Annotated in this window: 20 protein-coding genes; 11 read left to right on the top strand and 9 right to left on the bottom strand. The window is 38.2% G+C overall.

Going from position 1 to position 22185, the window contains the following annotated elements; all coding sequences use genetic code 11:
* Positions 1 to 157: 157 nt before the first annotated feature.
* Positions 158 to 706, bottom strand: coding sequence for a serine O-acetyltransferase (locus ACKI4H_RS10340; RefSeq protein WP_407305495.1), 549 nt, complete (start codon positions 704 to 706; stop codon positions 158 to 160).
* A gap of 575 nt (positions 707 to 1281) precedes the next feature.
* On the opposite strand from ACKI4H_RS10340, the gene ACKI4H_RS10335 reads away from it, so the two are divergent.
* Positions 1282 to 1500, top strand: a complete 219-nt coding sequence (locus ACKI4H_RS10335) for a hypothetical protein (protein ID WP_407305494.1) — start codon at positions 1282 to 1284, stop codon at positions 1498 to 1500.
* Positions 1501 to 1682: 182 nt separating this feature from the next.
* Here the strand turns inward: ACKI4H_RS10335 and ACKI4H_RS10330 are convergent, their stop codons facing one another.
* From ACKI4H_RS10330 to ACKI4H_RS10315, 4 genes are all read right to left on the bottom strand, one after another.
* Entirely contained in the window at positions 1683 to 2033 is a 351-nt protein-coding gene (locus ACKI4H_RS10330) for a hypothetical protein (protein ID WP_407305492.1), read from the bottom strand.
* A 210-nt stretch (positions 2034 to 2243) separates the two neighbouring features.
* Entirely contained in the window at positions 2244 to 2474 is a 231-nt protein-coding gene (locus tag ACKI4H_RS10325) for a hypothetical protein (RefSeq protein WP_407305491.1), read from the bottom strand.
* A 78-nt stretch (positions 2475 to 2552) separates the two neighbouring features.
* Positions 2553 to 2882, bottom strand: coding sequence for a hypothetical protein (locus ACKI4H_RS10320; RefSeq protein ID WP_407305490.1), 330 nt, complete (start codon positions 2880 to 2882; stop codon positions 2553 to 2555).
* An 88-nt stretch (positions 2883 to 2970) separates the two neighbouring features.
* A complete protein-coding gene (locus ACKI4H_RS10315) occupies positions 2971 to 3669 on the bottom strand; it encodes an exonuclease domain-containing protein (protein ID WP_407305489.1) in 699 nt (232 codons plus the stop codon).
* 743 nt (positions 3670 to 4412) lie between these two features.
* Between ACKI4H_RS10315 and ACKI4H_RS10310 the strand changes: the two genes are divergently transcribed.
* The 6 genes from ACKI4H_RS10310 (at position 4413) to ACKI4H_RS10285 (ending at position 9962) form a co-directional block, all read left to right on the top strand.
* The gene (locus tag ACKI4H_RS10310; protein WP_407305488.1) at positions 4413 to 5657 is read left to right on the top strand and encodes an alpha/beta fold hydrolase; all 1245 of its coding nucleotides are present in this window, start codon (positions 4413 to 4415) and stop codon (positions 5655 to 5657) included.
* Positions 5658 to 5812: 155 nt separating this feature from the next.
* The gene (gene glyA, locus ACKI4H_RS10305; RefSeq protein ID WP_407305487.1) at positions 5813 to 7066 is read left to right on the top strand and encodes a serine hydroxymethyltransferase; all 1254 of its coding nucleotides are present in this window, start codon (positions 5813 to 5815) and stop codon (positions 7064 to 7066) included.
* A gap of 166 nt (positions 7067 to 7232) precedes the next feature.
* Entirely contained in the window at positions 7233 to 7637 is a 405-nt protein-coding gene (gene rnk / locus ACKI4H_RS10300) for a nucleoside diphosphate kinase regulator (RefSeq protein ID WP_407305486.1), read from the top strand.
* Between the two features lie 246 nt (positions 7638 to 7883).
* The gene (locus ACKI4H_RS10295; protein ID WP_407305485.1) at positions 7884 to 8855 is read left to right on the top strand and encodes a TauD/TfdA dioxygenase family protein; all 972 of its coding nucleotides are present in this window, start codon (positions 7884 to 7886) and stop codon (positions 8853 to 8855) included.
* A gap of 151 nt (positions 8856 to 9006) precedes the next feature.
* Positions 9007 to 9705: a Crp/Fnr family transcriptional regulator gene (locus tag ACKI4H_RS10290; RefSeq protein WP_407305483.1), complete on the top strand. Its 699-nt coding sequence runs from the start codon at positions 9007 to 9009 to the stop codon at positions 9703 to 9705.
* A 173-nt stretch (positions 9706 to 9878) separates the two neighbouring features.
* Entirely contained in the window at positions 9879 to 9962 is an 84-nt protein-coding gene (locus ACKI4H_RS10285) for a hypothetical protein (RefSeq protein WP_407305498.1), read from the top strand.
* Between the two features lie 688 nt (positions 9963 to 10650).
* On the opposite strand, the gene slyD is transcribed toward ACKI4H_RS10285, so the two are convergent.
* The 3 genes from slyD to ACKI4H_RS10270 form a co-directional block, all read right to left on the bottom strand.
* Positions 10651 to 11133 carry a peptidylprolyl isomerase gene (slyD, locus tag ACKI4H_RS10280; RefSeq protein WP_131318657.1) on the bottom strand — a complete coding sequence of 161 codons (483 nt, stop codon included), beginning with the start codon at positions 11131 to 11133 and terminating at the stop codon, positions 10651 to 10653.
* A 135-nt stretch (positions 11134 to 11268) separates the two neighbouring features.
* Entirely contained in the window at positions 11269 to 12552 is a 1284-nt protein-coding gene (locus ACKI4H_RS10275; RefSeq protein ID WP_407305482.1) for an NAD(P)/FAD-dependent oxidoreductase, read from the bottom strand.
* Positions 12553 to 12674: 122 nt separating this feature from the next.
* Positions 12675 to 13985, bottom strand: coding sequence for a D-alanyl-D-alanine carboxypeptidase PBP6B (locus ACKI4H_RS10270; RefSeq protein ID WP_407305497.1), 1311 nt, complete (start codon positions 13983 to 13985; stop codon positions 12675 to 12677).
* Positions 13986 to 14164: 179 nt separating this feature from the next.
* Between ACKI4H_RS10270 and ACKI4H_RS10265 the strand changes: the two genes are divergently transcribed.
* The 3 genes from ACKI4H_RS10265 (at position 14165) to ACKI4H_RS10255 (ending at position 20357) form a co-directional block, all read left to right on the top strand.
* Positions 14165 to 15868, top strand: coding sequence for a M61 family metallopeptidase (locus ACKI4H_RS10265; protein ID WP_407305481.1), 1704 nt, complete (start codon positions 14165 to 14167; stop codon positions 15866 to 15868).
* A gap of 64 nt (positions 15869 to 15932) precedes the next feature.
* On the top strand, positions 15933 to 17561 hold the full coding sequence (locus tag ACKI4H_RS10260) for an LA2681 family HEPN domain-containing protein (protein WP_407305480.1): 1629 nt from the start codon (positions 15933 to 15935) through the stop codon (positions 17559 to 17561).
* A gap of 564 nt (positions 17562 to 18125) precedes the next feature.
* Positions 18126 to 20357: an NADP-dependent isocitrate dehydrogenase gene (locus ACKI4H_RS10255; RefSeq protein ID WP_407305478.1), complete on the top strand. Its 2232-nt coding sequence runs from the start codon at positions 18126 to 18128 to the stop codon at positions 20355 to 20357.
* A gap of 131 nt (positions 20358 to 20488) precedes the next feature.
* Here ACKI4H_RS10255 and ACKI4H_RS10250 read toward each other — a convergent pair whose 3' ends face one another.
* Entirely contained in the window at positions 20489 to 21313 is an 825-nt protein-coding gene (locus ACKI4H_RS10250; RefSeq protein ID WP_407305477.1) for an rRNA large subunit pseudouridine synthase E, read from the bottom strand.
* A 525-nt stretch (positions 21314 to 21838) separates the two neighbouring features.
* On the opposite strand from ACKI4H_RS10250, the gene ACKI4H_RS10245 reads away from it, so the two are divergent.
* A complete protein-coding gene (locus ACKI4H_RS10245) occupies positions 21839 to 21979 on the top strand; it encodes a hypothetical protein (protein WP_407305476.1) in 141 nt (46 codons plus the stop codon).
* Positions 21980 to 22185: the final 206 nt, after the last annotated feature.

The raw sequence follows: 22185 nt of genomic DNA, 5'->3' as shown, positions 1-22185 counted from the left end.
CAGGTTTAATCAGTTGATGAAATACGGTATTCTGATGTGACAAAACCTGAATCCTGATCGTTAAAGTGTTTGTTTGCACTCATATTTTAACTGTTCGGACTCAGGTTTTTTTATTCAAATCAAACTATGGGACAGCAGTGGGCAAAAGCCCTCTTTTTTATTGCCCTAAATTTACAGGCCAACGCCTGTTTACTGACTTACCGGCATTATTATAGTTAATAACTTTGGCATAGTTACCGACTGCAGTTGCATTTTCTGGAATATCTTTTGTTACTACACTGCCTGCCCCAATCGTTACGTTGTTTCCAATATACACATTGTCGATTAAACAGACATTGGGTCCAATATAAACATTGTCACCAATAGTGGCTGCTTGACCGCCGCTATTTGCCCCAATGGTCATGTATTGCGAAAGATTGACGTTGTTACCAATAATCGTAGTTGGATTGACCACTAATGGACCACCATGACCGATATAAAGTCCGTAACCGATTTTTGTGGTGCAATGAATATCAATCCCATATTTTTTCTTTTTATAATAAAAAATTGGATAGGCAAATTTCGCAATAACTGATTTTGATCCAGCCAGACGTAGCCAAAAACTGAAATTAAAGCCACGATTAAAAAAGTAGTTTTTAATCAATGAACTGAATTTCGTGTTGCCACAATATCGATATAAGTCACTTAGAATCAATTGAACTAACATTGCGTCAGACTCGTCAAAAATGCTGTGCCATTTTACTTGATTCAACTGAAGAATGATCTATAGATTAATCTAAGCAATGATCTACTCAAATTGAAAATTATCAATTGTATTTTTTATATACAATTATTTTTGAATGTTAACAATGCTTGCCAGAAAATTGTATACCTTTATAATATTAAACATACAGTAGGTCGTACATGACGCTACAAAGTAGTTGGACGGATCAATGACAGCTCGTTGAGTCTGCAATCTTAGGGTTGAACACGAAATCCCTTAAGGTTGAACAAGAAATCAGCACTAGCCTTCCAACATAAAAGCCCGCAGAAATGCGGGCTTTCTTATTGTTATATCAAAATATTTTTATGATTAAAATCTTAATGAGTTAAGGAGTGCAGTGAAAAGTGGATGCTATTTTGAGTGATTTTTTAACTTTTATCTTTATTCATTTAAAATGAATATCAGCTATAGGATTATAAAAAGTTACATTGCCAAGAAATCTAACATTTCCAAGTCTTCTCTATGAAAGAACATATGCTATAAAAAGATTCATAAAATCAGATAAGGAGGGAAATCCTATGAATGAAATGATTGAGGTGAAGGTAAAGGACCAGTTCAGTAAAATACATGAAGTGTATGCATTACTTCGAGCTATTCCTGAAAATGCTGAGTCGAATAAATTATCAATTTTTCAAAGAATAGAACATATTGTTATCAATGGTGAAATTATTCTGCCGAGTGTTGAGTTGCTTTTTGAGAGTTGCAATTCCGGCAGCATTTATCGCATTGTCGAGTAATGTAAGTATGGTTAAGTGTCTAATTTTTTCAAATCACAAGTACCAGAAATAACAAAACTCACTTACTGGGTGAGTTTTTTAATGAGGCCAATTTTTAGTTTAGTGCTTCGATTTATTTAAATATTTAATTATCAATAATATAAAATAAACAAAGCTCAGCGAAGTGAGCCAAGGGTTAAAAATTATAATAGATTTACTTCGACATCGTATTTATCGAATTCTTGAATAATGCTTTGAATGACTTTAATTCCAATTTCATCATTGCAGCTAAATTTTTCATCCTTAGCATGGGCGCTGTCATAACATTCGATCTGCTGAATTAGCCAATGATTCTCAACTTCTGTTTTATGAATAATGATTCGAACAGGTTGCAGGTTTTCACTGACTTGGCGAGGCAATACACTGGTAATAGCAAGCTGGATATTGGTCAATTCATCTGTAGCACTTAAAAATGTCAGCACCCAATTACCTACTTTTTTTAGGTACATGGGATTATCCGCTGGATGGAATTCTAAATAATATCGAGATGTCATAATGAATTCCCCTGAAATACCTACTATATGGCATTTTTAGAGAATATGCGCCATTGCGCTAAAGTCGTATTCAGAAGATTTTTGAACTTATAATTTACATAGTTTAGTTGTACTGAGCTGAATCTCATTGTTTTATCAAAATAAAAATTTAACGGTATAGTCTAGTTAAGATCTGAAATGAATCATAAAACAGAAAAATCCTCTTAAATTTTATGAAGCATTTAGTCTGTGTAGAGAAAAATTAATTTGTTTTAAATACTGCTTCAACTCACGAGCGGAAATACGACTTTCTTTTAATTGTGTAATCCATTGCATCTGACACGGTTTTAAGCTGGATAAATCTTGGGTTTGTAGAATCCGAGTCGTCAGTTGTTTTGCCATTAAGCCACAGTTTTGTTGTAGAAGATGGATCATCAATTGCTGTGCTTCTTGAAAGTCCAAGACTTCGATAATTTTTTCTATTTGATTTTGTGGTTCTGTTGCCTGAGAAACAGGATTAGCTATGCTTGAAATGGAAGGTCAAAGCGCAGTGGTCTTAATCAGTTCAGCAAACTTCTCTGTATGTGTTGTTGTGATTTGAGTTGGTAGACTGGCTTCAATTCCATCATTCACTAAAGTTGGAGAAACTGTGGTGTGAATTTGTTCAAGAGTAGAACAAGCAATTAAGCCCAGATCGCGCAATTGTTCAAGTAATTTTAGCGGCGCAATACGTTTTTTAAACTGTTCATTAAGGAGATAAAAATCTTCTGTTCCAATGAGGAGTAAAAGTCTACGTTGACGAGCATTCAAATCCATTGAACGCTGCTTTAAACTTTCAATATCTAAGTCTGTTTTGTGATATTGAGACATGCCTTAATTTACGCTCCAAAATAAATTAAGGCAGATTGTATTTAGTCATAATGACAATAGTAGTTAAAAAATATTACAAATCAAAAGATTATAAGGTCACGATCTTTGCATTTTCAATCGCCTTACGTAGATAAGGATCTAGGTCTTCTTGACGAAGCAGCCACTGCATATAATCTGCAGGTAAATCCGTGATGGCAGTACCCCGGTGTTTACCAAAATTGATGCTGCGTGGAATACGTGCATCTTCAGATGCTTGATAGAGTTCTTCAATGCTTTGAATTTTTAGATGATGGATTTCATGCATCAAAATATTTGCGGTTAAAATAATATCCATATCGGCACGATGTGCTTTTTTAATCATATCACGGGCTTTTGCGCTGCCTTTGGTAATCATATAAATGAGCGCGGAAATATTATGTGCTTCAGCATCGGGCCAGACTAAACGTGCAAGGGCAAGGGTGCAAATGGCTTTAATATTTTTGGAATCTACGCCACACTTTTCAAGTGCACGAATATCGTAATCAATGTTATGACCAATAATATAAATGGTTTCGTTTGGAAGGGTGAAAGTCTTATAGTGAGGCTGATCAACTAATTCAGACTCTAAAATATGATGTACCGCCATTGCCGCATAAGAAATGGGTTCATCTACACTATAAAGCTGGTCAAAAATCTGGGTCTTATCGAGGGTCAGTTTACCTTCATTGATTTGAACAGGGGCATACGCAATCTCAATCGGCTGTCCATTTAGTGTATGGGTTTCTGTATCGAGAATAATTGCTTGCATGACCTGGTCCATAACTGTAGCGAAAGTTTGAACAAATTTAACATTTTCAAATACGCTGACACAAACCGAAAACAGTGACTTTTAGCGATTCTTTATCATTTCTGTCCCGAGATGATGTTTAAATCGTCTTGTTTTGATTTCTCACTCGCAGTGAGGCCTTTATATACATATAAAGGCAGCCCATCTTCATGATTCAGTAGTTGCATAGCTTGACTATAATCACGGTAGTTAAATATTACACAGGGCATATAGCCGCGATCTAAAATCGTAAAACGTTGTGGTTTGATGGCGATGTCATGATTGATAAAGATTTATTTGAGTAATCATAAAAATACACTTTGATTTCGGCTTAATTCATTGAATTCACGAATTCTGTCACTATAGATCTGGTAGTTATTTAAACAAGATTTGAGAGATTTTATAAGTGATTATCTGGATTAAATAACAAGATAAATTCAATGAATAAATTTTATTTTTAATACTTGTTAAACTTAATCAAATAGAATTTAAGGATAATAAGATGAATAATCGTATATTTCGCCCAACCGAAATTGTTGGATATTTGTAAATTGAATAAAAATAAAATATTAAGAATCAATGCATTAAATTGTAAGAATAATTATTTAATTTTATTGTGTGTATTTGATTGAAAATTCTCTTGTTCAAAATTAAGAATAAAGGTAATAGTTCTTATCTACATGATACTTAAATCATCACAACAAAAAATGTATAAGGAAATACACATGAAAAAAACATTACTTACGGTGTTAATGAGTAGTTCGGTCATATTTTTATCTGCATGTGGAAGCGACGATAACGATTCGGTCTTCAATGGCCCAAATAATGGAATTCCTGTAAATAATATTAAGAACCCGGTAGTTTCTACGCCCACAGTTTATGACAAAACAGATATGACTAATGTGGCGGGTGAAAGTGTGGTAATGACTTATAACATGTTGGGGGTTAACGGCAAGCAAGTTCAAGCAACTTCCTTGGTATTTACACCGAATACGCCTGCACCTGCAAATGGTTGGCCAATTGTGGTTTGGGCACATGGAACAACAGGCGTAGCAGATCAATGTGCACCAAGTCGAAATCCATTGAATATATATATTCAAGGAATGATTACTCAACTTTTAAATGCAGGTTATGTAGTAGTGGCACCTGATTATGAAGGCTTAGGTGAGCCAAGTGGTAATGAGCTTCATCCTTTCTTAAATTTAAAAAGCGAAGCTTATTCTATTACTGATGCGGTTGTCGCCGCGCGTAATTATTTGGGGGTAAAAGTATCTAATCAATGGATGGCAGTAGGACACTCACAAGGCGGACACGCAGCATTAGGGGCAGCTCAATATGCTTCACGTGCCTCTAACTTGGTTTATAAAGGAACAGTGGCTCTCGCTCCGGCTTCCAATCTTCCTCTTGTTTTGACAGCAGGGGAAAGTGCGGCAGCAAAAGAAACTAATATGACGAAAAAAATTACAGCTTTGGCGTCTTTAGATACATTTACTGCGTTAATTACAGCGGGGCTGCGTAATCCAAATCCTAGTTTGCAATACAGTCAGATTTTTAAATCTCCAACAGATAATATTGCGAAGAATGCAGAAGTAGATTGCTACGATGTGTTGGGACAGAAATTTGGTAAAGGAATGGTTGATTACGCGAATATAAATGGTTCGGTAAATAATTACCCACGTACACAAACGAATTTTATGGGTATTCCAGTGGTTAAAACCTTCTTAGAAAAAGACTCGCAGCCACTTCAGGTTAAAGTTTCAACGCCAGTCATTATTTATCAGGGATCATTGGATCCTACTGTTCCTAAAGAAGTGACCGATATTCTTTATTCTTCAGCCATAAAACAAAACACCAGTATTCGTTATTTGACGGATGAATTAGGTACAACGAAGTGGGACCATGGAGCAGTCTATGCTTTAAATATTTCTAATATTATTACAGATGTAAAATCTTTAATGGCAATTCAATAACTTGATTTGATCTTAATAGCTCATGTTTTTAATTAAACATGAGCTATTTTTATTTAAAACTGAACAAAGTTCATTCTCGATATTTGTAAACTTCATGCTACAATACGCGCCAATCTTAGCACGGCTTAAAAGCCCTAATTTATAGGACCTCGCTAATGTTTGCCAATATCTCGATTTCTGAATTCGACCCGGAATTAGCTAAAGCAATTGATGCTGAAGGTGAGCGCCAAGAAGCGCACATCGAGCTAATCGCTTCTGAAAACTATTGCTCTCCAGCAGTTATGGAAGCTCAAGGCTCAAAACTCACTAATAAATATGCGGAAGGCTACCCTGGTAAACGCTATTATGGCGGTTGCGAATATGTAGACATCATCGAACAATTGGCAATTGACCGTGCTAAAGAACTCTTTGGTGCTGACTATGCTAACGTTCAGCCACATGCTGGTTCACAAGCAAACTCTGCTGTTTACCTAGCGCTTCTTAACCCGGGCGATACAGTATTGGGTATGAGCTTGGCTCACGGTGGTCACTTGACTCACGGTGCAAAAGTTAGCTTCTCTGGTAAAACATATAACGCGATTCAGTACGGCTTAAATGTTGAAACTGGCGAGATCGATTACGAAGAAGTTGAACGTTTGGCTGTAGAACACAAGCCACGCATGATCGTTGCTGGTTTCTCTGCGTACAGCCAAATTGTTGATTGGCAACGTTTCCGTGAAATCGCGGACAAAGTTGGCGCTTACCTGTTTGTTGATATGGCTCACGTTGCAGGTCTTGTTGCTGCGGGTGTTTACCCAAGCCCAGTACAAATTGCTGACGTTACCACTACGACTACTCATAAAACACTTCGTGGCCCACGTTCAGGTTTAATCCTGGCTAAAGCAAACGAAGAGATTGAGAAAAAACTTCAATCTGCAGTATTCCCAGGTAACCAAGGCGGTCCATTGGTTCATGCGATTGCAGCGAAAGCAATCTGCTTTAAAGAAGCAATGGCACCTGAATACAAAGCTTACCAACAACAAGTAGTTGTTAATGCCAAAGCAATGGCTGAAGTATTAATCGCTCGTGGTTATGATGTTGTTTCTGGTGGTACTGAAAATCACTTATTCCTATTGTCTTTAATTAAACAAGACATTACAGGTAAAGAAGCTGATGCTTGGTTAGGTGCTGCTCACATTACTGTGAACAAAAACTCTGTACCAAACGACCCACGTTCTCCGTTCGTGACTTCAGGTATCCGTATTGGTACTCCAGCAGTGACAACTCGTGGTTTTGGTGAGGCAGAAGTACGTGAACTTGCGGGCTGGATCGCTGACATCTTAGATGCTAAAGGCGACGAAGCGGTAATTGCGAAGGTTAAAGAAAAAGTTGCAACTGTTTGCGCTAAATTTCCTGTTTACGCAAAATAAGTGAACCACTTGAGAAAGCCCCCTCAAGGGGGCTTTTTTTATATATGATTAAAAGTCATATTTTTCAAATATCATATTTCTGCTATAACAGAATAATACTCCATAAAAGATATAACTCATTTTGCTATTGCTGTAATGACATCTTTCTTTCAAAGGAATCAGGTAAATGGCTAAACCAACAATTATTATTTCACAACAAGATCTTCAGCGGTTAGAAACCATGCTTGAGCATCAATCTAAACTGAGCCCAACCATGCAACATCTTGAAGATGAGATTGCCCGTGCTGATGTTGTGGCTCCACAAGATGTTCCTGAAAATGTAGTGACTATGAATGCACGTGTGCGTATTACCATTGCACCGGCAAGCGAATCTACGGATATTACCTTGGTTTATCCGCATGATTTCCGCGGTGAAAAAGGCCAAGTCAATGTGCTTGCGCCAGTCGGCGCAGCAATTTTGGGATTGGCAGAAGGACAGGAAATTGAATGGCCGCAGCCTGATGGTCACTTAATGAAAGTAAAGATTGAAAAAGTGTTGTATCAACCAGAACGTGAAGGCGATTATCTATAATTATTTTGCATCAAAAAAGCCCCTAAATCTGGGGCTTTTTTGATGCAAAATTTTGAGTAGAAGTAGTCGACTACTATCATTAAACATATAACTAAATATTCATTCCCCAAATCAAAAAACCAGAAAAACTCAGCATGTATTGTGCTAAACACTGTCAAACGTTTGACAGTGTTTATGGCGTATTAAGAGCAGACTATATTTCAACACTATAATGTTGCAATAAAAATTGAAATATAAGGAATAGCCATGAGCCAAATTCAAATACTACCCTATGATCCAAATTATCAATATCAACATATTCAAGTGAAACCGATTACCGGTCGTATTGGTGCGGAAATAGAAGGTATCAAACTATCTTCAAGGTTAGATCAGGATACAGTCTATGAAATTAACCATGCTTTGGTTAAGTACAAAACGATCTTCTTTAAAAATCAGCAACATTTAACTGATGATGAACAAGAAGGCTTCGCAGCATTATTAGGTAAGCCCTTGAACCACCCAACGGTTCCGGTAAAAAGCGGTACAGCGCATGTACTTGAGCTGGATTCACGGGGTGGCCGAGCAGATACCTGGCATACCGATATTACTTTTATTGAAGATTATCCAAAAGCTTCCATTTTACGCAGCATCGTGGCGCCCGTAGCAGGCGGAGATACAGTTTGGGCAAATACCACATCTGCTTATAACGATTTACCAGAAGAACTCAAAAAATTGGCAGATCGTTTACGTGCAGTGCATAGCAATGATTATGACTATGCCTCTAAAGTCACCACCAATGCCCGAATAGATGCTGAAAAATATCGTGCGCTATTCAATTCAACCGAGTATGAAACCGAACATCCGTTGGTGCGTGTGCATCCTGAAAGTGGTGAAAAGACATTAGTATTGGGGCATTTCTTCAAACGCTTTGTGGGTTATAACGCTCAAGATTCACGTCGCTTATTTGAATTATTCCAAGACTATGCGGTAAATTTGGAAAACATTGTGCGCTGGCGCTGGAGCGTAGGGGATGTCGCAATCTGGGATAACCGTGCAACACAACACCGTGCAATCAACGATTATGGTGATGACCTGCGTGTCGTACGCCGTGTCACCATTGAAGGTGATATTCCCGTTGGTGTGGATGGTCGTCCAAGTGTGAGTTTAAAGAAAGTGGTAAAACAAGACATTTCTAATTTTAGCTTTGAAAATGGTCGAATTATAGAAAAGGCCTCCTAAGGATTCGGTTGCAGGAATGCACTGGGTAAAATCAATAATGATCTCAAATCGAGATATACATAGCGCTAAAAATTGGTTGGTCTAAAGATATGAAGAACCTAGTATTGGGGTACTAGGTTTTTTTTATTTTTAATGAGATCGACAACTTCATATGCTCAGTCGCGCAGACAGATTACAGCAAATTTTCGAACAGGATGCGGTCTTTTCTGGATTCACAGCACAGTCACATCATATGTTAATGCAGCAGGTGAAATATCTAGGTTTTTTACCCCAACAACAGATTTTGCGTTATCAGCAAAAACTAGATGATGTGTATGTATTGTTGTCTGGACGTATGCAGATTGGCTGGTTGCTGAGTGATGGCGAGTTTAAAGTCAGTGATTATGTGAAAATGTATTCGGTATTTAATCTGGCGCCATTTTTACAGCAAAAACCGCTAAATTTTGATTTTTATGCCCTAGAGCAAGTCGAAATTGCCAAGATTTCAGGTCAGGTGTTTTTGCAACAATTACAACAGCAACCACAAGCCATGTTGCAGATCATTCAATTACTGAGTGATCGAATGTATGGCTTGATGGAGAAAAACCGTTATCTACAAACGGCAAGCATCAATCAAAAAATTGCGCGACATTTAATGATTTTAGGAAAGCAGGCAATACCCTTAAGTCAGACACCTTCAACCATTCAATTTAAAATGAGCCAACAGGAATTTGCTGAATTACTGAATATTTCCCGGCAAACCTTAAATAAGCAACTGCAACATTTTATCCATGAACAGATTATCGAGTGGAACTATAGCCAGATTAGTATTATCGATATTCATCGCTTAAAACAAATGAGTCAGTTCTAGGAAATGTTGAGAATTAGCTATCTAGGGATGCCAAGTTTCTACTCACATAATGGATTAATATATCCTTACAGATGCCCAATGGGCAAAAAATCGTACCTCATTGCTGAGGAAAAGTCACAGGCCATGGGCGTAGCGGCACATATAACAAGCTCTTTCTTGAAGCAGTATTATGGATCGCAGTAACAGGCAGTCCATGGGGAGATTTATCTGCCGAATTTGGCAAATGGAATACTGTTTTTAAAAGATATCAGGACTGAGTAAAAGTAGAGTGTTTTAATATATTTTCGCCATAGATCATGAAGATGCTGATATGGAATATGCAATGATTAATGTGAGCAGAACTGCTGTGCAAGTTTAAGGTACACCGTCATAATCAAGGCCACAAAGGGGAACCTATAATCAGTCTATAGGTAAGTCAAGAGATGGAATGACTCCTGAAATTCTGGCTTTGACTGACAGTCTTGAAACCTTGGTTAAATTCCGCTTAATGCCTGGGCAATACTATCATTTAGCTAAGTTAAACCATTATTGCAGATATGAATTTTCAACTATTATGAGCAGATAGGGCATTTTATGCGGATGGGCCGTTAAAAGAGCTCGGTGAGTGAGGTACAAAGGTATTCATTTTGCTAAAAGCTAATCGTGATGTTCAGCGTGGATTTGCTCATTGGAGGGATAAATGGCGGCATCTGATTGAGACTTACTTCTGTAAATTGAAAGAATTCAAATGTATAGCATGCGTAATAACCCAATAGATTCGAGTTTTGCTGCCATGATTTATCGGGGTGTCAGCATAATTAACTTTCGTTAATTCTCAACAGACCCTAGAGAGCGTGCTAAAAAATGGTTAAATAAACTGATTTTTTGGTGAGTGAATTCTGTGTAAAAGTTCTGGCAATAAAAAAGGCAAAGTAAAACTTTGCCTTTTTTTGATCTGTACCGCTCTTAGTGGTGGTGACCACCCGCGCCGTGTACATGACCGTGTTCTAATTCTTCAGCAGAAGCTTCACGAATTTCAATGATTTCAACTTCAAAAGTTAAATCTTGACCAGCAAGCGGGAAGTTTGCATCAACAACAATGTTGTCGCCTTCAACTGCTTTAACAGTCACGATTTGAACGCCGTCATCAGTTTGAGCTTGGAACTGCATACCTGCTTGGATGTTGTCTACACCTTGGAACATTTGAGCAGGAACTTCTTGTACGAGTTCTGGGTTGTATTCGCCATAACCTTCAGCAGCAGGAACGTTTACTGTGAATTTTTCACCAACAGTTTTGCCTTCCAAAGCATTTTCTAAACCTGGGATGATGTTACCTGCACCATGCAAATATGCAAGTGGTTCACCTTGTGATTGGTCGAGAGTTTCGCCTTCTGCGTTAGTCAACGTGTAGTGGAAAGAAACCACGAGGTCATTTGCAATAGCAGTCATGTTATTGATCCATTCAATTTTTAAAGGAGACATCATAAAGTGAAAAGCAGATTTTGTAGATCATATTTATCAAAAATCTGCATTTTCTACGTTTTTAATGGCGTTTTGTTAATAATAGGGATGGATTTTAAAATTTCAATGCAATTTTATCTTTGGACGTGTTTTTCTTGTGACAAAATCTTTAGCGGTCAAAAGACCGGCATGTGTATAGCCATGAATGGCGGCCTGATGCAGTCGATATAAAGAGATATACATTGATTTCGCAATAAAACCTTGCACATTCACTTGGCCAGGTAATTCTCCGACTGCTTTGTGGCTTAATGATACCAGTGAACCTTTATCTGAAAATTTGAACATCGGCTGTGACTTACCTTGAACGCGAGCTTTCATGGCATCGACCAGGAAACTGGCTTGCTGGCTAGCAACCTGAGCACGTGGGCCAAGTACCGGTTCATCGGCCATCGGTTTGCAATGGGCACAGTCACCAAAAGCAAAAACATTAGGGTCAGACAAGGTTTGTAGCGTTGCATATACTTTGAGGCGCTGAATACTGTCCTTTTCAAAGCCGGTTAATTTTTCTAATACAGCAGGGGCTTTAATTCCTGCCGCCCAAACTTTCAGTTCTGCATCAATCGAAGTTCCATCGGTAAAATAGATTTTTTTCTCATCGACTTTTGCAACCCGATGCCCGGTCAGAACCGTGATTCCGAATTGCTCTAATTGATGACTGGTATGCTGAGCGATGGTTGCAGAAAGGGCAGGCAAAATCCGATCAGCCGCTTCTATGACGGTAATATTGACATTTTTCGGATCAATTTTATTTAAGCCGTATTTAAAAAACGTCTGTTTAGCTTGATACAGCTCAGCTGCAAGTTCTATCCCCGTTGCGCCAGCACCAATAATTGCAATATTCAAGGCACGGCTGGTTTCATGGTGCTGTGCTTCTAAATATAAATGCAATAAATCTTGCTGAAATATATCCGCCTGTTTACGACTATCAAGAAAACGGCAGTACTGCTTCACCCCTTCGGTATTAAAGTCGTTCGATGTCGAACCTACAGCAATAATTAGCGTGTCATAATCCAGACAAAGATTTTTTTGAGTCTGATCGGGTCTCGATAACTGTACTGTTTCAAGCGTAATTTGTTTAGCAGCTTGGTCAATCTCAGTTAAGCTGCCTAAAACAAACTCATAATGATGTTTGGATGCATGGGCGAAATAATTGGTTTCTTCAGCGTGCGGATTAAGTGTACCCGCTGCAATTTCATGTAATAGCGGTTTCCAGACATGGGTCAGTTTTTGATCGACCAAGACGATTTTGGCTTTATTGTTTTTACCTAAGGTATTGCCCAGTTGGGTGGCCAGTTCTAAACCGCCTACACCACCACCGACAATCAAAATTTTATGTAGATTACTCATTTTTAACCTATTTGTTATTTTAAAGATGAAAAAAAGAAGATGGCATCAATATGCCATCTTCAATTCATTACTTTTGTTTAGATTGTTATACAGCTTACATAAAATAAAGAAATGTCACGCAATTAGCCTAGAGGATAAGTTTTAACTTCCACCTCATCACTGGAGAAAAAAGTAAAAAGCTGTTTGAACCAGATGGTGATTTTCTGGAAGAAATTGGCTTCTTCAATTTGCACATTATTTTCAATAGCAATCGTACGAATCAACTGGTTATTTTGATAAACCTGTACGGTGGCCAATTCCATGACTTTAGCTAAGGGTGCAGTGAGAATTTTTTCTTTGATTTCGATATTGAGGTGAGTTTTTGTTTCTTGTAATGGAGCAATTACCTGAATTGTTCCATTGCCGGTATTCAACATAATACGCTGATTTACCGTGTCATAAGTTTGCAAATCAATCGCATAAGGCTGGTCGTATAAAGAGGTTGTTATAATTTGCGGTTTGCTGGTTTCCAGTTTAAACATTTTTAAAGTGGATTTAATCACGGGCAATTCAGCAATCAGCTGCTTGTCTTTAATCGCCACTTCATTGCGCGTATAGGTATAAGCTATGTTCAGTAGGGCGTGGGCAATCTCAGCACGTTTTAAAGCATTTTTAGTACCCATGACCACGACAATAAGACGACGTTCAGGCAGTGCAGGATTTCCCGTAGGACGGTGGGCAGTCAGTGCAAGGTTATAACCTGCAGCTTTGGTAAATCCGGTTTTTAAACCATCCACACTTGGATCAAATTTGAGTGCCAGGTTGGTTGCACGGTGAAAATGCTGCTTATAACTGAAACTTGGCATCACTGAATAATGCAAGTATTCAGGGGTTCGTAATGCGAGTGCTTGACCGAGAAGTGCCATGTCATGTGCAGATGAAAAATGATCCGGCATGGTAATACCAGGGGCGTTAGCAAAATGTGTATCATTCATTTCCAAGGCTTTTGCCTCTTTATTCATGCGTTCAATGAAAGCTGGAACATTACCTGAAATACGTTCAGCTAAAGTCACGGCCGCATCATTGGCTGACATCACGATCAAACCTGCCAGAAGCTGATTAACGGAAATCTGTTCCCCTTCTTTCAGGTACATTTGTGATTCATCCCACTGCACCATTTTTACCACGGGGGTTGCAGTGATAATTTCATCCTTATTTAAGCGACCTGCTTCAATTTCTTTAAGTGCTATATAAGCCACCATCATTTTGGTCATGGATGCCGGTGCACGTTGCACATGGCTGTTGTGCTCAGCAATTACTTGTCCGGATTGAGTATCAAGAATGGTCCAGGTGGGTGCTTCAACGCTTTCCGGAACGAGGTTCAGTAATGCGGCATTGACTATCGTGGAACACAATAAACTAAGAGATGCGAGGAGGTAGATGACAGCTTTCAATGATGTTCCTTTATTTGCCAATCCATTGACTTTAAAAACGCAAAAAATATTGGGCATGCTATGCCTTTTTTTTCAGAATGGCTAGTCGGAATTGTAGACAATTGCGACAGTTCGCATTGCTTTACAAAAAAATGCTAAGCTAATTGCCAAGATACCTTTTTTATTTTGTATTGCCAATTATGTTGCATTATCAAATCGAATTTGACGATTATCGTCAACATTTAGTTCACGTGACAGTTCGCTTTTTAGCTAATCCTACTCAAGTGTTGTCACTACCAACCTGGATTCCGGGAAGCTATTTGATTCGCGAGTTTTCCAAGCATCTTGAATCAGTCAAAGCATATGATGAAGATGGCCGAATTCTACAGATTCAGAAATTTGAAAAGAATAAATGGCGTTTATTTAATACCGATCATGAACTGATTACAGTTGAATATGACGTGTATGCCTATGACTTGTCTGTTCGCGGTGCATATGTGGATCAAACACGTTTATACGTAAATCCGGCCTGTACCTGTCTAGGACTGGAAGGTCAGGAAGATAAACCCATTGAAGTTGAAGTGTTCTTGCCGCCAGAACTGAAACACTTTCAATTGGCCACAGGTTTGGAACATAAGAGTCTGGTTAAAGGCCGTCATACCTTAAAAGCTAAAAACTATGCACAGCTGATTGATTCGCCATTTGAACTGGCAAACCAAACCCGTTTTAGTTTTGAAGCCAATGGTATTGCGCATGAGTTTGTGGTTTCGGGCAAACATGCCATGAATACTGCACGGATGCAGCAAGACATTGAAAAAATCTGCAGCACAGAAATTTCAATGTTTGGTTCAGCACCATTTGAAAATTATACGTTCATGACGATGGCAACCGGCAACAGTTATGGTGGTTTGGAGCATCCAAATAGCACCAGTCTGATTACGCCACGTGATGATCTGCCAAAAGCGGATGAGCCAGAAGAACCCTCGAAAGACTATCAACGTTTCTTGGGTTTATGCAGTCATGAATATTTCCACTCTTGGCTAGTGAAATTTATTCGTCCTGAAAACTTCGTCAATTATGATTTAAATAAAGAAGGCTATACCTCACTCCTTTGGATATTTGAAGGCTTTACTTCTTATTACGATGATCTGATTTTGCTGCGTAGCGGTGTCATCAATCAAGAATCATATATTGCTTTGTTAAAAGCACAGATTGAGCGTTACCTGCAAAACCCGGGTCATGCAATTCAAACTGTCGCTGAATCAAGTTTTGATGCATGGGTGAAATTCTACCGTCAGGATGAGAACTCGAACAATGCAGGGACAAGCTATTACAACAAAGGTTGTTTGGTTGCGCTGTGTCTGGATTTAGGTCTTCGACTGAAAGGTTCAAGTCTCGATGTACTCATGCGTAAATTGTATGAAAATGCGCAGAAAGGCATTCAGGTGAATGAACGCACCGTTTTTGATTTATGTCAGGAATTGACGGGTCAAAGCTGGCTTGAGCAAATTAATCATTTGATTAACACCACAGACGAATTGCCACTGGATCAGTTATTCCCTGAATTTGGTTTAAGTTTTGAATTGAAAAATGAAAAAGCTTTGCCATTTGGACTAAAAGTTGCAGATAAATCTGAAGGTGTGGTGATTCAGCAGGTTCGTCGTGACAGTACAGGGGCGAAAGCCGGTCTTTCTGCCAATGATGTGATTGTTGCCATGGATGGCTTAAAAGCATCTGAAAAAATTCTTGAGAAATATTCAAAACAAGAAGGTACTTTCACTGTATTTGCATTCCGCCGTGATGAGTTTATTCAGTTCGAAGTTCAAGGTGGTGCAATTGATTTGACCACGGTTGAATTGAAAGTTGAAGATGAGGCAAAAGCAGAGAAGTGGCTTAAAGCTTAATTTGCTAGTTTTATTAAAGTCATGTAAAACCGATGCTTAGGCGTCGGTTTTTTTGTTGGATAGAATGGTGAATTTAAATCTCGAGAAATTAAATACTTTAGCCGAATTAGTAGATCAATTGATATTGGATGCAACCAGAAAAAAGGAACTTAAAGAGTTGCTTAAGGTTCACCTTGAGACAGCTTTCATATTTGAAAATGATTTTTGTGAAGGGTATTTTTATTACATTTTGGGAAATTGTAGTTCGGATCTTTATCACTATAAAAATGAAAGCTGGTATTCTCAAGATTTAATTAATACAGTTAGTCTCTATCAAAAATCAGTTTTTTACTTAAAGAAGGCTAGTTCAGATAAAAATTTACTTTCGTTCGCTTTGACTAACTTGGGCAATTTTCTATCCTCACAGGGAAGATGTTTCTGTGCTCAGTATTACTGGGATCAGGCAATAGAGCTTAATGAAAATCCTGTTGCTATTATTGCTAAAGCTCAAAGCCTACTTTTTATATCCTCGAATTTATATGATGAATATCACACTGAAATTCATTATTTTTTTACTAATAAGTTAGTTAAAAAAGTTAAATTAATGTTTGAGGCTCTTGAATTAGAACAAAAATTACCATTACAACCTCATGGTAATTTATATACATTTAATCAGTGGTATGAACAACACTATCAAGATGGTGAATTTAAATTTATTAAAGAATATGAACAAAAAATTAGAACAAAGATAGAAGGTCGTTATTTACGTTGGAGTGCTAAAAATAAATTATTCGTAAATGATCTAAATGATTTATGTATAGATGAGATCGTATTCCAGGATGTGATTGGATTGCCTTCAATAACACAGAGGATTAATACGAGCTTAAGTCTCAAAGAACAATTAGTTTTTCATTCAAACTTTGATGAGTTAAGAAATGAATATGCTTATGCTCGCTATTTAATTTTTCAGGCTTCCGAAATTAAAGATGAGTCGAAACACTTTTATAATGCGACTTATGCACATACTGATGACACATTACATGCCATAGATAATTTAAAAACTTCTCATTTAAAATCTGCTTTCAGGGTTTTATATTCAATATTTGAAAAAATTTCTTATTTTTTAACTAAATATCTAAAATTTGAAGTTAATGATAGACATATAAGTTTTTCCAAAGTATTTGGGAATAATAAAAATAGAAGATTTCAACCACGTGAAGTTCTAAAGAATTCTAAAAATTATTTTATACATGCATTATTTTATATTCTTAAAGAAATTGAAGAGGTTGATTCTGATCACTTTGATATTTTTACAAACTCTAAACAGCACCGTTTATCAAAGATAAGAAATCATCTTGAGCACCGATCTTTCAGAATTGTAGATGACTTCGGTTATCGACTTAATACTGAATTTGATTTTTATCATCGTACTATGTATGAAAAGCTATTAACAAGAAAACATGAGTTGATTGAAGAGAATCTTATCAATTCTGATGAATTTAAAGAGGTTTCAGAACAAATTCAAGACAAGGAAAAGAAAGCAAATTATATTTTGGAAATGCCAATTTCAGAGTTTGAAGAATCATTACTCACATTAGCTAGACTAATTCGAAATTCATTAATGTATTTGAGCTTGGCGGTACATTTGGAGGAAAGTTGTAGAGAGGAGGAGGATAAATTAGTATTGAGTAGAGTTGTGCCTTTGAAAAAATAAAGCCTTTAAAAGTGAGCTTAATGATTTTTGAACTAAATTTTAACAACTATTCTACCTATGATCACAGTAACAAGTGCCTAGCCCCCAATGATAACTTTTTCGTCTTATCAGAAAAAAATTTGCACTGTATGCCTTTATGCATAATTTATTTCCATGATACCCAACATGTTTCAAGTAATTGGGTTGTAAAACAGTAAATCGATCAGTTTAAATTTTAATCACCATGATAAGGTCTAAAATAATTAAGTATTTGATAAATATAAATTATATATTGATTGAATCCTGAATTGTCGCTCATGCAATTAGGTGTGCGAATGTAGTCGCAGAGACGGGCTACGGCTGCCCATATTCGAAAAAAGAGGAAATTTCAAGTAGAATATAGACATTGGTGAACCACACCGATATCTACGAATTTTCAGCCAGACAGCAAGATGAAAAAGATATTGTTGTTTAGCTGAGGTGCAATGAGCACCCATACTTTCGATGTTATTTAAAGCAAATCGGTTCGTAGGGCTGGGCCAAAAGCTCAGACCTCAAAACTCAATTCAACGCAAGGGGCTATATATGGCTGGTGGAAAGTCAAAAATCATTTACACACTGACTGACGAGGCGCCATTGTTGGCGACTTATTCGCTACTGCCGATCATTGAGACCTTTACTAAGCCGGCCGGTGTCGAGATTGTCAAAAGTGACATCTCTGTAGCCGTTCGTGTGCTCGCAGAATTTGCAGACTGCCTAAATGAAGAGCAGAAAGTTCCCGACACCCTCGCGGAACTAGGTCGTCTTACTCAAGATCCAGACACTAACATTATTAAATTACCGAATATCAGTGCCTCTGTTGGCCAGCTAACAGCATGCATCAAAGAGCTTCAATCAAAAGGCTATGCGATTCCTGACTATCCGGAAAATCCAACCACTGAAGAAGAAAAGTCGATCAAGGTGCGTTATGGCAAGTGCTTAGGCTCTGCCGTAAACCCAGTATTACGTGAAGGTAACTCTGACCGTCGTGCACCTGCTGCTGTTAAAAACTACGTTAAGAAACATCCGCATTCAATGAGTGAATGGAAACAGTGGTCACAAACTCACGTTTCGCACATGAATGAAGGTGACTTCTACCACGGCGAAAAGTCAATGACACTTGACCGTGCGCGTAACGTGAAAATGGAATTGATCACCAATAGTGGTGAAACCATCGTTCTTAAACCAAAAGTTGCTTTGAAAGATGGCGAAATCATCGATTCAATGTTTATGAGCAAAAAAGCACTTTGCGACTTCTACGAGAAAGAACTGGAAGATTGTCGTGAAGCGGGCATTTTGTTCTCTTTACACGTTAAAGCAACCATGATGAAAGTTTCACACCCGATCGTATTTGGTCACTGTGTGAAAATTTACTACAAAGATGCGTTTGAGAAACATGGCAAGTTATTTGACGAGCTAGGCGTTAATATCAATAACGGCATGGCAGGTCTTTACGAAAAGCTTGAAACTTTACCAACCTCTGTACGTGAAGAAATCATTGCTGATTTACATGCTTGTCAAGAACACCGTCCAGCTTTAGCGATGGTTGATTCTGCAAAAGGCATTACTAACTTCCATTCACCAAACGACGTGATTGTAGATGCATCTATGCCTGCAATGATTCGTGGTGGCGGTAAAATGTGGGGTGCTGACGGCAAACCTTACGACTGTAAAGCAGTTATGCCTGAATCAACTTTCGCACGTATTTACCAGGAAATGATCAATTTCTGTAAATGGAATGGCAACTTCGATCCAAAAACAATGGGTACTGTACCTAACGTTGGTTTGATGGCGCAAAAAGCGGAAGAATACGGTTCACACGACAAGACTTTCGAAATTCCTGAAGCAGGTGTTGCGAACATCACTGACCTGGAAACAGGTGAAGTGTTGATGTCTCAAAACGTGGAAGAAGGCGATATCTGGCGTATGTGTCAGGTGAAAGACGCACCGATTCGTGACTGGGTAAAACTTGCTGTAACACGTGCACGTAACTCTGGCATGCCGGCAATCTTCTGGCTTGACCCGTACCGTCCACACGAAAATGAATTGATCAAGAAAGTTGAAAAATACTTGAAAGATCATGACACTGACGGTTTAGACATCCAAATCATGTCACAAGTTCGTGCAATGCGTTACACACTTGAACGCGTTGCTCGTGGTCTGGATACCATTTCTGTAACAGGTAACATCTTACGTGATTACCTGACTGACTTGTTCCCAATCATGGAACTTGGTACTTCAGCGAAAATGCTTTCTATCGTGCCATTAATGGCTGGTGGTGGCATGTACGAAACAGGTGCAGGCGGTTCTGCTCCTAAACACGTGCAGCAATTGGTTGAAGAAAATCATTTGCGTTGGGATTCTCTAGGTGAGTTCATGGCTTTGGCTGTGTCACTAGAAGAGATGGGTATCAAAGAAGACAATGCTGCTGCGAAGTTATTGGCTAAAACTTTAGATAAAGCGACTGGCAAATTGCTCGACAATGACAAGTCACCTTCACGTCGTACTGGCGAGTTGGATAACCGTGGCAGCCATTTCTACCTGGCAAAATACTGGGCGGAAGAACTTGCTGCGCAAGACGAAAATGCTGAATTGAAAGCGAAGTTTGCTCCGCTTGCAAAAGCACTTGCTGAAAATGAAGACAAGATCATTGCTGAACTTGCTGAAGTTCAAGGCAAACCAGCAGACATCGGCGGTTATTACGCTGTGGATCAAGCGAAAGTAAATGCAGTAATGCGTCCAAGTAAAACCTTGAATACAGTGCTTGCAACTGTTTAAGCATAATGAGTGCAAAGCCGGCGACTCAGCCGGTGATGCAAACAAAAGCCGGTGCATATGCACCGGCTTTTTTGTCCGTAATTTCCACGGCACGAATATTCTTCAAACACAAAATCTGTTTAAACTAAATTTTAACGCCCGTTACTACGTCCACGACCACGTGGTGCTTTAGTATTCGGACGCGTCGTACCATTGGTTTTACGACGTGGTTTATCTGCATCATCCATTTGCCAAATACGCGTTGTACCACCACTGGCTCTTTTCTTGCCTTTAAACGGTGCTTCACCTTTTTCTTCACGTGCTTTATCTTTAGCAACCGAGAAATGCTGTTTCTTGGTCGTGGTCTTTTTCGCAAAAGAACGACCTTCATACGGCTTTTCTGCAGGAACGTCTTTAAAGTCTGGATAAAGTAAAGGCTCGATCTCGATTTGCTCACCAGGTTGTAAGCCCAGTTTTACGATGCTAATGGTACCAATTTGAGTCCGAATCAGGCGTAAAGTTGGAAAACCTACCGCTGAAGTCATACGACGAACCTGACGGTTACGACCTTCACAAATTTGAATCTCTACCCATGAAGTGGGAACGCTAGCACGGAAACGTACAGGTGGCGTACGTTCCCATAACCAGTCTGGCTCATCAATTTTTTTTGCTTGAGCCGGCAGGGTAACGCCATCTTTAAGCTCAACGCCTTTACGAAGTTGCTCTAAAGCTTCTTTGGTAATATCACCATCGACCTGTACTACATAAGTTTTAAACTTTTTGCTGGCAGGGTTGGTAATGAACTGATTTAAACCCCCATGATCAGTTAAGAACATCAAGCCTTCTGAGTCTAAATCAAGACGACCGGCGATACGAAGATCAGGGTCTTGAGTAAAATCAGCCATGGTTTGATGTTTCTCATCGGCACGGAACTGGGAGAGAACGTCATAAGGTTTATTAAGAATAACTATTTTCACTGTAACCTACTAAAAAGATTAAATATATTCTATTGTGGTTTTCGAGTTACCCATTTTAGTTACCCGCTTTGGGAGGTGTGGGGTAAAAAGGTGGTAAAGAAAAGCCCACTATGTGAGGGCTATCATATCAGATTCTGTTTTGTGTTCTTCAATTTTATTCTTGAGCTATGATGAAGACTAAAACTATTGTTTTCCAAAAGTTGAATGGGCTGTTTAATTCTTGCAGAGTTCAGTATGGCATAAACTATTTAACCTGAATTTTATAAACAATGACGATTTAACAAACTTTCTTTAAATTTTAAAATCCTAAGAGACAACTTCATTCCCTGATTAGACTGCTCATCGTAGTTTATGAAATTAATAATAATGCGATAAATAACATTCCTCTATTCAAAAACTAAGTTTTAATTTTGTATACGATGGTTTACGTGTCGTACAAAAAATAATCAAAAGTGATTTGGAAAGCTACAAATTTGAATGATAGTTTAATATTCATATATTTATTTTAATAATTTGAGGTGAGGAATGAAAATGTTGGTCTTATTGAGTGCAGGTATAGCAGCAAACTATTGTTATAAAACTATGAAAAGTTACAAGAAAAATTTATTAAAATCTAATTTTGATGAAATTGTTAAACAATCTTTGCTCAGAGATTTCCTGGCCTAAGGAAAATAGAAAATATTGAGTTTAATAGAACTCTGTTAGATCAATGAGGAAATTAAAAAAATTAGTTTATTAGGGTCTGTTGACATTTGTTGCTTAAAAAAATAGCGAGGTAGTAAAATTAAATCGCCAAACCCAATTTTACTCTCGCTATGCCTCGTACAATGCTGAATAATCAACACTGGTCTAAGTTACTTTCTATTTTCCGA

This window comes from Acinetobacter sp., assembly GCF_045628685.1.
GTDB lineage: Bacteria > Pseudomonadota > Gammaproteobacteria > Pseudomonadales > Moraxellaceae > Acinetobacter.
Note: the sequence above shows the minus strand (reverse complement) of the source record. Positions and strands in the feature narration are given on the sequence as shown.

Coding starts and splice junctions, on each gene's coding strand:
- ACKI4H_RS10340 (WP_407305495.1), bottom strand. CDS start 706: ATGTTAGTTCAATTGATTCTAAGTGACTTATATCGATATTGTGGCAAC.
- ACKI4H_RS10335 (WP_407305494.1), top strand. CDS start 1,282: ATGAATGAAATGATTGAGGTGAAGGTAAAGGACCAGTTCAGTAAAATA.
- ACKI4H_RS10330 (WP_407305492.1), bottom strand. CDS start 2,033: ATGACATCTCGATATTATTTAGAATTCCATCCAGCGGATAATCCCATG.
- ACKI4H_RS10320 (WP_407305490.1), bottom strand. CDS start 2,882: ATGTCTCAATATCACAAAACAGACTTAGATATTGAAAGTTTAAAGCAG.
- ACKI4H_RS10315 (WP_407305489.1), bottom strand. CDS start 3,669: ATGCAAGCAATTATTCTCGATACAGAAACCCATACACTAAATGGACAG.
- ACKI4H_RS10310 (WP_407305488.1), top strand. CDS start 4,413: ATGAAAAAAACATTACTTACGGTGTTAATGAGTAGTTCGGTCATATTT.
- glyA (WP_407305487.1), top strand. CDS start 5,813: ATGTTTGCCAATATCTCGATTTCTGAATTCGACCCGGAATTAGCTAAA.
- rnk (WP_407305486.1), top strand. CDS start 7,233: ATGGCTAAACCAACAATTATTATTTCACAACAAGATCTTCAGCGGTTA.
- ACKI4H_RS10295 (WP_407305485.1), top strand. CDS start 7,884: ATGAGCCAAATTCAAATACTACCCTATGATCCAAATTATCAATATCAA.
- ACKI4H_RS10290 (WP_407305483.1), top strand. CDS start 9,007: ATGCTCAGTCGCGCAGACAGATTACAGCAAATTTTCGAACAGGATGCG.
- slyD (WP_131318657.1), bottom strand. CDS start 11,133: ATGACTGCTATTGCAAATGACCTCGTGGTTTCTTTCCACTACACGTTG.
- ACKI4H_RS10275 (WP_407305482.1), bottom strand. CDS start 12,552: ATGAGTAATCTACATAAAATTTTGATTGTCGGTGGTGGTGTAGGCGGT.
- ACKI4H_RS10265 (WP_407305481.1), top strand. CDS start 14,165: ATGTTGCATTATCAAATCGAATTTGACGATTATCGTCAACATTTAGTT.
- ACKI4H_RS10260 (WP_407305480.1), top strand. CDS start 15,933: ATGGTGAATTTAAATCTCGAGAAATTAAATACTTTAGCCGAATTAGTA.
- ACKI4H_RS10255 (WP_407305478.1), top strand. CDS start 18,126: ATGGCTGGTGGAAAGTCAAAAATCATTTACACACTGACTGACGAGGCG.
- ACKI4H_RS10245 (WP_407305476.1), top strand. CDS start 21,839: ATGAAAATGTTGGTCTTATTGAGTGCAGGTATAGCAGCAAACTATTGT.